The sequence below is a fragment of the Mycolicibacterium komossense genome (genome assembly GCF_025822605.1).
In the GTDB taxonomy this organism is placed as follows: Bacteria; Actinomycetota; Actinomycetes; order Mycobacteriales; family Mycobacteriaceae; genus Mycobacterium; species Mycobacterium komossense.
On sequence record NZ_JACKTY010000052.1, the window covers coordinates 36,066 to 48,986 of the forward strand.

The 12,921-nt window shown below is 64.8% G+C and carries 12 protein-coding genes; 5 read left to right on the forward strand and 7 right to left on the reverse strand.

What is annotated here, in order from left to right:
• Positions 1-47 precede the first annotated feature (47 nt).
• The gene (locus H7J73_RS32960; RefSeq protein WP_264072060.1) at positions 48-443 is read left to right on the forward strand and encodes a VOC family protein; all 396 of its coding nucleotides are present in this window, start codon (positions 48-50) and stop codon (positions 441-443) included.
• Here H7J73_RS32960 and H7J73_RS32965 read toward each other — a convergent pair.
• The 7 genes from H7J73_RS32965 to H7J73_RS32995 form a co-directional block, all read right to left on the reverse strand.
• Entirely contained in the window at positions 380-1,102 is a 723-nt protein-coding gene (locus H7J73_RS32965; protein WP_264072061.1) for an AraC family transcriptional regulator, read from the reverse strand. The two genes, H7J73_RS32960 and H7J73_RS32965, sit on opposite strands and share 64 nt — an antisense overlap.
• 32 nt (positions 1,103-1,134) lie before the next feature.
• Positions 1,135-2,274 carry a 3-ketosteroid-9-alpha-monooxygenase, oxygenase component gene (locus H7J73_RS32970; RefSeq protein ID WP_264072062.1) on the reverse strand — a complete coding sequence of 380 codons (1,140 nt, stop codon included), beginning with the start codon at positions 2,272-2,274 and terminating at the stop codon, positions 1,135-1,137.
• Positions 2,271-3,836 (reverse strand): FAD-binding protein, encoded by a 1,566-nt coding sequence (locus H7J73_RS32975; protein ID WP_264072063.1) that lies wholly within the window; start codon positions 3,834-3,836, stop codon positions 2,271-2,273. Before H7J73_RS32975 ends, H7J73_RS32970 begins: the two co-directional genes overlap by 4 nt.
• A gap of 313 nt (positions 3,837-4,149) precedes the next feature.
• Positions 4,150-5,292, reverse strand: a complete 1,143-nt coding sequence (locus H7J73_RS32980; RefSeq protein WP_264072064.1) for a hypothetical protein — start codon at positions 5,290-5,292, stop codon at positions 4,150-4,152.
• 570 nt (positions 5,293-5,862) lie between these two features.
• A complete protein-coding gene (gene fadD17, locus H7J73_RS32985) occupies positions 5,863-7,377 on the reverse strand; it encodes a long-chain-fatty-acid--CoA ligase FadD17 (protein WP_264072065.1) in 1,515 nt (504 codons plus the stop codon).
• 15 nt (positions 7,378-7,392) lie between these two features.
• Positions 7,393-8,490 (reverse strand): acyl-CoA dehydrogenase family protein, encoded by a 1,098-nt coding sequence (locus tag H7J73_RS32990; protein ID WP_264072066.1) that lies wholly within the window; start codon positions 8,488-8,490, stop codon positions 7,393-7,395.
• Positions 8,491-8,518: 28 nt separating this feature from the next.
• Positions 8,519-9,700 (reverse strand): acyl-CoA dehydrogenase family protein, encoded by a 1,182-nt coding sequence (locus H7J73_RS32995; protein WP_264072067.1) that lies wholly within the window; start codon positions 9,698-9,700, stop codon positions 8,519-8,521.
• 207 nt (positions 9,701-9,907) lie between these two features.
• Here H7J73_RS32995 and H7J73_RS33000 point away from each other — a divergent pair, with 207 nt between their 5' ends.
• The 4 genes from H7J73_RS33000 (at position 9,908) to H7J73_RS33015 (ending at position 12,921) form a co-directional block, all read left to right on the forward strand.
• Positions 9,908-10,099: a ferredoxin gene (locus H7J73_RS33000; protein WP_264072068.1), complete on the forward strand. Its 192-nt coding sequence runs from the start codon at positions 9,908-9,910 to the stop codon at positions 10,097-10,099.
• Positions 10,100-10,112: 13 nt separating this feature from the next.
• A complete protein-coding gene (locus H7J73_RS33005; protein ID WP_264072069.1) occupies positions 10,113-11,027 on the forward strand; it encodes a 3-oxoacyl-ACP reductase in 915 nt (304 codons plus the stop codon).
• Between the two features lie 278 nt (positions 11,028-11,305).
• Complete coding sequence (locus tag H7J73_RS33010; protein WP_264072070.1) at positions 11,306-12,070, forward strand: MlaE family ABC transporter permease; 765 nt, start codon at positions 11,306-11,308, stop codon at positions 12,068-12,070.
• Positions 12,067-12,921, forward strand: coding sequence for an MlaE family ABC transporter permease (locus H7J73_RS33015; protein WP_264072071.1), 855 nt, complete (start codon positions 12,067-12,069; stop codon positions 12,919-12,921). Before H7J73_RS33010 ends, H7J73_RS33015 begins: the two co-directional genes overlap by 4 nt.

A 12,921-nucleotide genomic window follows, 5' to 3' on the forward strand; every position in this document is an offset into this window, starting at 1 on the left:
CGATTTGTTCACGACAGCGCTCTCCTTGGCTGCATAACCTCAGAGACATGGATATCGCACTGACCTCCACCGTCATCGAGATCGTGCCCGCCGACCTGGGCCGATCACTGACCTTCTACCGCTTGCTCGGGCTGGCGGTCCCCGAACCGGACGGTGCGCACGTCGAGGTCGAACTCCCCGGCGGCAACAAGCTGGCATTCGACACCGAGGAGGTCATCGCCGGTATGCACCCCGGGTGGACCCCGCCGACGTCGGCAGGCCGGCTGGCGCTGGCTTTCGGGCTCGGGTCACCCGCCGCGGTGGACGAACTCTTCGAACGGCTCGTCGACGCAGGCCACCCGGCAACCCTGAAACCGTTCGACGCCCCATGGGGGCAGCGCTATGCGACGGTCACCGACCCGGATGGGACGACGGTCGATCTGTTCGCGGCACTGGAATCCTGACGCAGTTCGGCCACCCCGACGCCGGCGAACTCGCGGATCTCACGGTATAGATGCGGGGCGTCGGAGTAGCCCGCCCTGGCCGCGGTATCGGTCACACTCGTGTCGGCCCGCAGCATCCCGACGGCGTTGCGGAACCGCAATACCCGACGCACCGTAGCCGGGCCGTACCCGTAGACCGCCGCGCACTGGCGTTGCAAACTCCTTGCCGACCAACCCATCTCATCGGCAAGGACGTGCACCGCCGCACCGTGGGCCAGCTTGTCCGTCACCTCGGCGAGCTGAGGCAATGGCCACGGAGTGGTCTCGTCAGCCGGTTCGCCTCGCAGCAGTGTCATGGTGACATCCAGCAACGGACCGCCACCGACATCAGGTCGCAGTTCACGCAACGGAATCCGAGTGTTGCGCAGCTCGGACGCGGGTATGCCCAGCAGTCGTGGCAGTGCGCCAGGGTGGAATCGAATCCCCTTGGCGTGCACAGTGTCCTGGTCGCTGATGAATGCGGTGGTATCCGGTCCGGCGACCAGCACGGCGTCGCCGACCTCGATGAGGTCCATGCAACCGTCCGGAAGAATGCGTGACCCACCACGGCGGTCGGACGTCCACAGACATTCGACCAACTCGCGCAGCGGTGCCTGCACCACAACCTCGCGGTAGCCCATCTCTGCGACGGTACCGGCAGGCCCAGATAACGTCAGTCCTGACTGGTGGTCTGTCGAACCGCGAGATTACCTGCCACTTCTTCGTGCCACACGTCGTAGGCGTGGGTGGTGTCGACCTCCATCTCGAACCGGTCGGTCATATCCGACGAGACGTCAGCCAGATCCACATAGAACTGCTCGTACCAACGGCGGTGTTGGTAGACAGCGCCGTCTTCCTCGGTGAGCAGCGGATTCTCGATCCGGGTCTTGTTCTTCCAGATCTCGACGTCATCGAGGAAACCCTCCCCGAACGACCGGTTCATCCCAGCGGCGAGTTTCTCGGCTTTATCGGCGGGTAGACCGGGCATTTCTCGCACCGCCACACCCCACTGCAGCACGAACGAATTATGGCTGACCGGATAGTGGCAGTTGATCAGCGCCACCTCGACAGTGAACCCGGGGCCGAGGTCGTTGTGAAGCCAATTGATCATGTACGCCGGACCGAAGTACGTCGCCTCCGAGCGCAGATAGGTTCCCTCCCAGAGCTTGTCGAAGTTCGGAGTGAAGTCGGGCCGGGGCTTGGACTCCATGAACTGGCTGGCGGTGTGGCCTTCGATGACGTTCTTGAAGAACGTCGGATAGGCGTGATGGATGTAGAAGAAATGCGCCATATCGACGTTGTTGTCCACGATTTCTCGGCAGTGCGAACCTTCGATGCGGATCGAACTCCACTGCCACGGCGACCAGACGCCGTCGTCGTAACCGTCGATCATCGGAGGCGCCAACTCGGCTGGCGGCATGGACCCTTCCTGGTCGTGCCAGACCAGCAGTTGTCCGTTGACCTCATGGGTCTGCCATTTGCGAGTCCGGGCGAGTCGTGGAGTGCGCTTGGCATAGGGGACCAGTGCGCATTTGCCAGTCGAGCCCTGCCACCGCCAGTCGTGGAACGGACACGCCACGTTGTCGTCCTTGATCGACCCCATCGATAGGTCGCCGCCCATGTGCCGGCAGTACCCGTCGAGCACATGCAGTGCGCCCGTGGAATCGCCGTAGACCACCAGTTTGGTGCCGAACGCCTCGATACCGTGGGGTTGGCCGTCGCGAAAGTTCTCGGCCAGGCCCAGACAGTGCCACCCGCGGGCGAACCGGGTGATCGGCAGACCGGCGTCGATCTCGCGAACCTGAGCAGTCATGAGTTGTCTCCTGATTGGTTGACCATGTCCATCACCGCAAGGTGGCTGAAAACCATGCTGGTGCCGATCGGGTTACCCCCACCCGGGTATGCCGTTCCGCTCGGCGCAGCCATGGTGTTCCCCGCGGCATACAAACCGGGGATCACCCGGCCCGAGGCGTCGAGCACCCGGGCGGCGGTGTCGGTGCGCAACCCACCCTTGGTGCCGAGATCGGACACGCCGAATGCGGCCGCGTGGAAGGGCGGACGGTCGATTGCGTACAGCGGCGGTGCGCCGCCTGAGAAAGCCCGGTCATAAGGTTCGTCGCCACGTCCGAAGTCCGAGTCGACGCCAGCGGCGACGGACTCGTTGAACCGGGCCACGGTATCGATCAGATTCTGCGGCGGGACGCCGATTTTCCCGGCCAGCTCGGCTAATGTGGCTGCGGTGTGCCATAACCCGGCGGCGACGTACTGCTCCGGTTCGACCATCGAGACGCTGGTCGACTGAACCGGCGGCACACCATCGGCATCGCCTCCACTGTCGTCGTAGACCATCCAGTACGGCAGGGTGACCGAGCCGTCGTCCAGTGCAGCCAGGACCTCGCGCCCCAGTCGGTCGTAGGCCTGCGACTCGTTGACGAAGCGCCGACCGTCCGCGTTGATGAAAATGCCGCCGGTAAACCACAGTGAGAACGTCGAACGGCCGTCCGGATGCGTCAGCCCGGGCGACCACCACGCCTGATCCATCAGATCGGTGTCCGCGCCCGCAGCGATACCCGCCAGGTGCGCCAGCCCGGTATTTCCCCAGGGCCCCATGGTGTCTCGGGACGAACCCGGCACCCCGTACTCGGCGCGCAGATCGTCGTTGTTCTCGAAGCCACCCGCGGCCAGCAGGACACCGCGACGCGCCCGGATCGCCCGGCGTTGTCCGTCACGTTCCACAATCGCGCCCACCACAGCGCCGTCGGAGACCACCAGCTCGACCAGCGCAGTACTCAGATGCGTCACGGTATGTTCGTATGCCCTTGTCGCAGTGAGGAACCTGGCGATGAGCGCGCGTCCGCCGATGAAGTAGTCTTCCGGCACCTCGGCGCCGAGCCGGTCGGAGTCGAGCGGACCACGGACCAGTTCCCGCAGGTCCGGGGCGGCCGCTACCTTGAGTCCCTTGGCGGCGATATGCCGCATCCCGTCACCGCGCGCTTTCGGTGCCTTACCGAAGTAGTCCGGCCACGGCATCACCTTGAACTTCAGCTGCTCGTCGGCTTCTAAGTACTCGATCAACGGAGCGCCGCCACGGACGTAGGCTTCCTGCAGGGCCAACGGTGTGCGGTCGCCGACCACCGCGGTGTAGTACTCGAGTGCATCGTCGATGGTGTCATCGGAGCCTGCCCGCTGTAGTACCGCGTTCCCGGGGAACCACATTCCGCCGCCACCGGAGTAGGCGGTGGTACCACCGAACTTCTCGGTCGCTTCGACCAGGATGACGTCGAGACCTTCTCGCGCAGCGGTGTATGCGCCGGTGACGCCGCCCGCTCCCGAGCCGGCGACCAGCACGTCGCATTCCTCATGCCAGTCAGCCATCTCGTCCCTTCACCTAGGCGTCCCGCGCGGCCGTGTCTGGCGAACTCGCGGTCCAGTGCCTGCCGGTCGGCGTCGTCCGTCCGGTGACACTCCGGACACCCACGACTCACCCATTGGTACACCAGATCGGCTGTCTGCCAAGCCTGTTTCTGCAGTTCCAGCTTCAGCTGTCAGTGTCGGTGGCGATCAGCCGGCAGTCGGCATGGCGGATGTCGGCTGGATGGGTCGGCGGACGCACGGGCTCGGCGCTACCAATGACAAACCCGGCGTCCGGACACCACGCATCCGGACGCCGGGCCTGTCGATCTCCTGGTTACCCATTGGCCCCCGCGCTGGCCTTTTCGTGTCTGCTGCCGGACTTGACGGCGCCGCGCTGCTGGCCTGCCTTGCTGATTCCTCCGGTCGTATCCTTCGGCGTATCGCCCGCGCTCGCCGTCTGGAGACCTGGAGCGGCGGCCTGGGCATCGGCGGCGGAGCGGGCGGGGCGTGCCGTGGGGCGGCTGCTCCCGGTGGACTTCGTTGCTTTCGGACCTGCCGTGCGCGTCGGCGTGACCGTGGGCGCTGATTCTTCGTCGGGAGCCGCCTGTCGGATCGACGCCGATTGCGGGGCCGCCTGCTGCTGCGCTTGGGGCTGGTGACCCACGGGAAACAGCGCATTGGCGAATTCGTCACGCAGGGCAAGCGCGATGGCGATGGGACCCGAATCGAATGCGGAGCCGGTCCATGGGCTGAGGAGACCGGCGGGGAAGAACGAGGCGGGATTGCCGTTGAGGAAGGCGTCAGTCAGTGCGGCCGGCGCATTGACGATGGCCCCCAACGCGGCGGCGGCGTCGCCGGCTCCGATTGCTTCGATGACGTCCTGCACGGTCTGCGCGCCCGCAGTGAGGGTGCTAACTACCGGAGCGATCGCGCCGAGCCCGAGTGCCAGTATCGCGTCCGGAACCACGCCGATCGCATTCGCGACATTCTGGACCGTGTTTTGTGCGATCTGGACGACGGCCGTTATCGGCGGGACGAGCCCAAGTGCCGACTCGACGGTGTAGAGGACCAAAGTGTTCCAGGCGTCCACGATTTGGCCGGCTGCCAGCTGTTGGGCGACGGACTGGAGGACGGCCGGAAGCTGTTGCGCGGCATTGATGAGGGTCTGGATGGTCTGCTGGGCGGTGTTGCCGAGCAGAGTGAGATTGGCGACCTGGTTTGTCACCACCTGCGTCACGATCGGCGCTGGATCCGTCGCCACCTGGTTGACCAGCCCCACCGTGTTGTTCACCGCACCTTGGAGGACCTGCACCCAGGCGTCGATCGGGTTGAGCGTGGCGGCCAGCTCAACTGACATCACGTGAGCCGATGGGATGTGTAACTCCGGCAGCGTCGGCTGGATGGGGGCGATGGCGATCGCGGTGGCCCCGATGGCGGCGATCCCGGCAGTGAGATATGAGCAGACAGCTACCTGCATGGAGACTCCTATGACTTAGGTACGAATGCAACCAGCCGAAACGTACCTGAGAAGAACATGTGTAACGAACACATCACGCAAGTTGACACAAACGTTGAACCCGACCGGAAATCCCGGCACACTGCGGATCGTGAAAAATTGCTGTTGAGGGCGAAATCGCAATAGCAATAGCAAACTTCTTTTACTGGTGAATTACTTTCCTATGCAAAGTCAATGAACAGAAAGTAGAACCTGTTCACTTTACCGTATCTTAGATGTGGCGGACAAAAGCGCCGTTAGAGGCATCGCCGGTGATTCTGACCAGCTTGTTGCGGTGAACAAAACTAAGATGATTCGTACGGCCGGCAGCCCCGGTTGAGGTCATTGACAATCAGTTTCGCAACGCCAGTAACTAATTCGAATCGACCTCGAATATGGCGATAATCTACTCTCGGGTAACTTCGGTTAGTGCCCGTTGGCACCCTGAAACGTATTCAGATCGTCGCAGGTCTGGGAGTAAAAATATGGTGGAGACGGTGGCGCTGACGTGACCGACCAACCATTCGGGCGGTAATGGAAATCCAATTCCGGCTATCTGATGGTGCGCTTGATCGGCCAGACTGGATCGTCGCAGTCCACCCCTTCGGCCGATAGTTGGCGCTTGAGGATCTTGAACGTCTCGGTGCGGGGGAGCGCGGTGCCGACCCGCACAAAGGCGGGCCACTGTTTGGGGCCGAGGTCGGACTGCTCGGCGAGGAACGCCAGGAACTTGTCGGCGTCGAAGTCGACGCCGTCGGGCAGCACGAGCGCGGCCATCACCTGATCGCCGACAGCAGGGTCAGGGATCGCGTACACCGCGGCTTCGGTGACATCGGGGTAGCGCATCAGGATCCTTTCGATCGGTGCGGTACCGAGGTTCTCGCCGTCGACCCGCATCCAATCGCCCAGGCGCCCGGCGAAATGCGCGAAGCCAGACTCGTCGAGGTAGGCCAGGTCGCCGCTGTGGTACACCCCGCCGGACATCCGTTCGGCCTCGGCCGCGGGATCTTTGTAGTACCCGCGGAACTGGCCGGGGCCGGCCGTGTTGACCAGTTCCCCGATCACTCCGGGCGGACAGGGCGCACCGGTGTCGACGTCGACGACGGCGATACCGTCGACCAGCGGACCCAGTGCGCCCTCGGGGGTGTCCGGGGTCCGCGCGATCGAGACGCCGCCCTCGCTCGAACCGAACCCGTCGACCACCGTCACCCCGAACCGCCGGGCGAAGCGATCGAGATCCCTTGGCGCACCCTCATTTCCGTAGGCGATCCGCAACGGATTGTCGATATCGTCGGCTCGCGGCGGAGTGGCCAGGATGTAGGACAGCGGCTTACCGACGTAGTTGGCATAGGTGGCGCCGAACCGGCGGATGTCGGGAAAGAACTGCGAGGCGGAGAATTTGCGCCGCAACGCAATCGACGTTGCACCGGCCACCGCGGGACCCCAGCCCGCCATGATCGCGTTCGAGTGGAACAGCGGCATCGACAGATAACAGGTGTCGGCCGGCCCGAGCCCGAACCGCCCCGCCAGCATCTCCCCGGGAAACGCCACTTTCTCGTGTGTGCAGCGGACCGCCTTGGGGTTGCCGCTGGTACCCGAGGTGAAGATCAGGATGAACAGGTCGTCGCTGTCGGCGTCTCGGAAGCGGATCGGCGAACCGCGGTGGGCGGCGAGTTCGTCCGCCCACTGCGATGACTCGACATCGATTGCGACAACAGACTCGCCACATTCCCGCTTACTGTCGCGATCGGCGAGCACGAACTGGCAGTCCGCGTGGTCGATATCGCGTTGCAGCGCGGCTCCGCGCCGGGTGGGGTTCAAGCCGACCGGCACGATGCCGGACAGCGCTGCCGCGACCAACACCGTGGAGAAGAACGGAGTGTTGCCCAGCAGCACACCGACGTGCGGCGGTCGGTCAGGGTCCAGCCGCGCGCGCAACGCCGCCGCGAGGTCGGCGCCGTCCTGAATATGATTGCGCCAGCTCACGAAGGAGTCATCCGCCCGGATGCCGCGATCATCGACCTCGGTCAGACGCTGCACCAGCCGGGTGACGGTCGGCTCATCCAACGGGACAGGTCACGATCAGACCGGCGTATCGGCCAGTTCGCGGCCGATCTGCAGCAGTTGCCCGGTGGCGCCGCCGAGGGTGAACTCGGCCTGCTTGGCCGCCAGGAAGTACCGGTGCACCGGATGATCGGTGTCGATACCGACGCCGCCGTGCACGTGCACCGTGGTGTGTGCGACGCGGTGGCCGGCATCGGCCGCCCAGAACGCGGCCGTCGCGACCTCGGTATCGGCGGGCAGATCCTCGTCGAGACGCCACGCCGCCTGCGTCAACGTCAGCCGCAGTCCCTTGACGTCGATATAACCGTCGGCGAGCCGTTGTGCGACGGCCTGGAAGCTGCCGATCGGCCGGTCGAACTGTTCGCGGGTGCGGGCATATTCGGCGGTGAGCTCCAGTGCGCGTTCCAGCACACCCAGCTGGAATGCGCTGTGTCCCAAGGTGAAATGAGTCTTGATCCAGCTGACGACCTCGCTGCCGCCGACCAGTCGGTCCGCGGCGACCGCGACACTTGACAGGTCGAGTTCACCGACGCTGCCCCTGCCCGTGGTATCTAGGCTGGTGACCGATACTCCCGGGTCATCCGCGGCGACCAGGAAAACCACCGCGCCGGAATCACTCTCCGCCGCCACCAGGAAGGCGTCGGCCACCGACGCAAACCCCACCGGGGTCCTGGTGCCGGTCAGGGTGTACCCGTCACCTGTCGAGGTGGCGCGGACCGGACCCTCGCCCAGTTCGCCGTCCAGCGCGACGGTCAGGACTTTGTCGCCGCTGACGGCCGATGAACCCCAGTTCTGCTGCAGCTCAGTCGAGCCGAAGCGGCCCAGTGCGCCGGCGCCGAGCATCACCGACTCCAGATAGGGCACCGCGGCGAGCTGGCGGCCCAGGGCGGTCAGTACCGCGACCTGCTCCAGCACACCGAAACCGCCGCCGCCGAGCGCCTCGGGCGCGGCGGTGGACAGAATGTCGGCGTCGATCAGCTTGCGCCACAGGTCTTTGTCGAACCGCTGCTCGAGACCGTCGAGCTCCCGCTGGTGCGCGGGGGTGCACACCGAATCGACAATGGTGCCGACGAGGCCCGAGAGATCCTCTACCGCTTCATTTTTGGTGAAATCCATGGAACTTCCTTACGAGTGGGGGGTCGGGTCAGCGGTTGACGCGGGGCAGGCCGAGCCCGACCATGCCGATGATGTCGCGCTGGATCTCGTTGGTGCCGCCGCCGAAAGTCAGGATCAGCGCGGACCGGTGCAGCCGTTCCACCCGGCCGCGCAGCAGGGCGCCGGGCGAATCGGTGCGGACGGTGGCTGACGGTCCGAGGATCTCCATGAGCAGGCGGTAGGCCTCGGTGGCCAGCTCGGTGCCGAACACCTTCGCGGCGGATGCGTCCGCAGGGGAGGGAGCGGCGTCCGTGGCCGAGGCAAGCTCCCAGTTGATCAGTTTGAGCACCTCGGCCTTGGCGAGCACGCGTGCCAGGTTCAGTTGCACCCACTCGTGGTCGATCAGCCGCTCGCCGCGGGCATCCTTGGTGTTCTGCGCCCACTCGCGAACCTGGTTGAGTGCCAGGTAAATCGGCTGCGCCGACACCAGCGCGACGCGCTCATGGTTGAGCTGGTTGGTGACCAGCTTCCAGCCGGCGTTCTCCTCGCCGACCCGGTTGGCGACCGGCACCCGGACGTCTTGGTAGTAGGTCGCGCTGGTGTCCACCCCCGACATGGTGTGCACCGGCGTCCACGAGAATCCCTCGGCGGTGGTCGGCATGATCAGCATCGAGATGCCACGGTGCTTCTTGGCTTCGGGGTTGGTCCGCACCGCAAGCCACACGTAGTCGGCATAGGCGATCAGAGAGGTCCACATCTTCTGGCCGTTGACCACGTAGTCGTCGCCGTCGCGAACCGCGGTGGTGCGCAGTGCCGCGAGGTCGGTTCCCGCACCGGGCTCGGAGTAGCCGATCGAGAAGTGCAGTTCGCCCGCCGCGATCTTGGGCAGGAAGAAGTTCTTCTGCTCATCGGAGCCGAACGCCATGATCGTGGGCGCGACGCTGTTGATGGTGAGAAACGGCACGGGGATTCCCGCGATCGAGGCCTCGTCGTTGAAGATCAGCTGGTCCATCGACGAGCGCGCCTGGCCGCCGTACTCCTTGGGCCAGCCCAATGCGAGCCAGCCGTCCTGGCCCATCTGCGCGACGGTGTCGCGGTAGACGGTACCGCTGCCCATCTCGCCTGCGCTGGCGTTCAGCGCCTCCAGCCGTTCAGGGGTAGCCAGCTGGGTGAAGTACGACCGCAGTTCGCGGCGCAACTCCTCCTGCTCGGGTGTGTACGTGATGCGCATGGGCCGTCCTTTGCTCGGTATGCGTGCCCCGCAAGGCTCTCCGCGTTTCCCAGGGGCTGCCGCTGTCGGCGGGGAGAAACCCCTCTGGGCAACCCTCGTTGTAACACGTTCTAGTCTTGGGGTCCAGACTGGTAATTGGCTGGAGCCGTCTTATCCTGATGCCCAACCTGGTGCGTCTGTGGAGGCGCCGCATGTAAGGAGGCTGTGATGCGGGTGGAAGTCGATCGCGATCGCTGTGAGGGCAACGCTGTGTGTGTGGGAATCGCCCCCGACCTGTTCGAGCTCGACGACGAGGACTATGCCGTGACGCTGGTCGACGAGGTTCCCGCCGACCAGGAGGCACTGGCAGAGCAGTCGATCGCCGAGTGCCCACGAGCCGCATTGACCCGGAAAGACTAGAGGTATTCGTAAGTTGACTGCCAAAACGCAGACCATCGACCTGTCCGGCAAGATCGCCGTGGTGACCGGGGCCGCTGCCGGCCTGGGTCGGGCCGAGGCGATCGGGTTGGCAAAAGCGGGTGCCACCGTCGTCGTCAACGACATGGCCAAGGCCATCGACGCCTCCGACGTGATCGACGAGATTGCCGCCGCGGGATCCAAAGCAGTTGCTGTGGCCGGTGATATCAGTCAGCGCTCGACGGCCGACGAACTGGTCACCACCGCAGACGGACTCGGCGGCCTGGACATCGTGGTCAACAACGCCGGGATCACCAGGGACCGGATGTTGTTCAACATGTCCGACGAGGACTGGGACGCGGTGATTGCGGTGCACCTGCGCGGGCACTTCCTGCTGACCCGCAATGCCGCGACGTACTGGCGCAACAAAGCCAAAGACAACGATGGCACCGTGTACGGCAGGCTCATCAACACGTCGTCGGAAGCCGGGCTGGCCGGGCCGCCCGGGCAGGCCAACTATGGCGCGGCCAAGGCTGGTATCACCGCGCTGACGATGTCCGCCGCCCGTGGCCTCGAGCGCTACGGAGTGCGCGCCAACGCGATTTGCCCGCGTGCCAGGACGGCCATGACAGCCGATGTGTTCGGGGCGGAACCCGACGTCGCCGAGGGTGAGATCGACAGCCTCTCGCCCGAACATGTCGTGACGTTGGTGCGCTTCCTGGCGTCCCCGGCGGCCGAGGCCGTCAACGGGCAGGTCTTCATCGTCTATGGGCCTGATGTCACGCTGGTGGCGGCGCCCACCGCCGAGAAGAAGTTCACCGCCGCCGGCTCGTCCTGGAATCCTGAGGACCTCAGTGGCACACTGCATGAGTACTTTGCTGCCCGCGATCCCGGATTGACCTTTTCCGCGACGGCCCTGATGGGCAACTGACGTTGTCACCCGGTTTGTTTAACGCCATTTAAGGACTAGAACACGTTCTAGAATGATCTTCGTCACATCGGGCGTGACCTGGACAAATTTCCACTTCTTGTCGCATTTGCGCGTTCTTTGACACTCCGAACACGTTCTAGTTAGTATGATCCGGCTCACACAGGTGGGCGGGCGGGTACGGGGTGTCGAGATTTGGCCGTCCAGCTACTGCATGAGCTTCGCCAAGGCAGCGTGAATCGGGAAACCGATGCAATTCCGCAACGAGAGGGGAACCGAGGTTGTTCGAACAGCTTGCGGTTCCGGCTCGGGCCGTGGGCGGGTTCGTGGAGATGTCCCTCGACACCTTCCGGGCGACCTTCCGGCGGCCGTTTCAGTTCCGCGAACTCATCGACCAGATCTGGATGATCGCCCGTGTGTCGCTGGTGCCGACGCTGCTGGTGGCGATCCCCTTCACCGTTCTCGTCGCCTTCACGCTCAACATCCTGCTTCGGGAAATCGGTGCGGCCGACCTGTCCGGCGCCGGCACCGCCTTCGGCACCGTCACCCAGCTGGGACCGGTCGTCACCGTGCTGGTTGTCGCCGGTGCGGGCGCCACGGCCATCTGTGCTGATCTCGGCGCCCGCACCATCCGCGAAGAGATCGATGCGATGCGCGTCCTCGGCATCGATCCCATCCAGCGCCTCGTCGTGCCAAGGGTGTTGGCATCCACATTCGTCGCCCTGCTGCTCAACGGCTTTGTCTGCGCCATCGGTCTCGCCGGCGGCTACGTGTTCTCCGTCTTCCTGCAGGGGGTGAACCCGGGTTCGTTCATCAACGGACTGACGGTGCTGACTGGCCTCGGCGAGCTGGTCCTGGCCGAAATCAAGGCGCTGCTGTTCGGTGTCTTCGCCGGCCTGGTCGGGTGCTACCGCGGACTGACGGTGCAGGGCGGACCGAAGGGCGTGGGCGTCGCGGTGAACGAGACGGTGGTCTACGCCTTCATCTGCCTGTTCGTCATCAACGTGATCATGACGGCCATCGGCGTGCGGGTGCTGGCCCGATGAGCGCCTTCGGCAGTTACGACGCGACGGTGCGGCTGCGGAGATTCCTCGCGAGCGTGCCGAAAGCCGTCGACGGCTTCGGTGAGCAGGCCCTGTTCTACGGCGAGTCCATCCGGTACATCCCGAACGCGCTGACCAAGTACCGCCGCGAGACGGTCCGGCTGATCGCCGAAATGACCATGGGCACCGGGGCATTGGTGATCATCGGTGGCACCGTCGGGGTCGCCGCATTCCTCACGCTCGCCTCGGGCGGCGTGATCGCGGTCCAGGGCTATTCGTCATTGGGCAATATCGGTATCGAAGCCCTCACCGGGTTCCTCTCGGCCTTCCTCAACGTGCGCATCGTCGCTCCCGTGATCGCCGGAATCGCCTTGGCCGCCACGATCGGGGCAGGTACCACCGCCCAGCTGGGGGCAATGCGCGTCGCGGAGGAGATCGACGCCGTCGAGACCATGGCCGTTCACTCGGTGTCGTATCTGGTGTCGACACGGATCGTCGCCGGTCTGATCGCGATCATCCCGCTGTACTCGCTGTCGGTACTGGCCGCGTTCTTCGCCGCCCGGTTCACGACGGTGTTCATCAACGGCCAGTCCGCCGGTCTCTATGACCACTACTTCAATACGTTCCTCATCCCCACCGACCTCCTGTGGTCCTTCCTGCAGGCCATCGTGATGTCGATCGCCGTGATGCTCGTGCATACCTACTACGGGTACAACGCTTCCGGCGGACCGGTCGGCGTCGGGATCGCAGTCGGCAAGGCCGTGCGTACCTCGCTGGTCGTCGTCGTGGTCATCACCTTGTTCATCTCACTCGCCGTGTACGGCGGGTCCGGCAATTTCAACCTCTCCGGGTAG

Excerpts from the sequence above, each read along its gene's own strand:
- H7J73_RS32960 (WP_264072060.1), top strand. The coding sequence starts at position 48 with ATGGATATCGCACTGACCTCCACCGTCATCGAGATCGTGCCCGCCGAC.
- H7J73_RS32965 (WP_264072061.1), bottom strand. The coding sequence starts at position 1,102 with ATGGGCTACCGCGAGGTTGTGGTGCAGGCACCGCTGCGCGAGTTGGTC.
- H7J73_RS32970 (WP_264072062.1), bottom strand. The coding sequence starts at position 2,274 with ATGACTGCTCAGGTTCGCGAGATCGACGCCGGTCTGCCGATCACCCGG.
- H7J73_RS32975 (WP_264072063.1), bottom strand. The coding sequence starts at position 3,836 with ATGGCTGACTGGCATGAGGAATGCGACGTGCTGGTCGCCGGCTCGGGA.
- H7J73_RS32980 (WP_264072064.1), bottom strand. The coding sequence starts at position 5,292 with ATGCAGGTAGCTGTCTGCTCATATCTCACTGCCGGGATCGCCGCCATC.
- H7J73_RS32990 (WP_264072066.1), bottom strand. The coding sequence starts at position 8,490 with ATGGATTTCACCAAAAATGAAGCGGTAGAGGATCTCTCGGGCCTCGTC.
- H7J73_RS32995 (WP_264072067.1), bottom strand. The coding sequence starts at position 9,700 with ATGCGCATCACGTACACACCCGAGCAGGAGGAGTTGCGCCGCGAACTG.
- H7J73_RS33000 (WP_264072068.1), top strand. The coding sequence starts at position 9,908 with ATGCGGGTGGAAGTCGATCGCGATCGCTGTGAGGGCAACGCTGTGTGT.
- H7J73_RS33015 (WP_264072071.1), top strand. The coding sequence starts at position 12,067 with ATGAGCGCCTTCGGCAGTTACGACGCGACGGTGCGGCTGCGGAGATTC.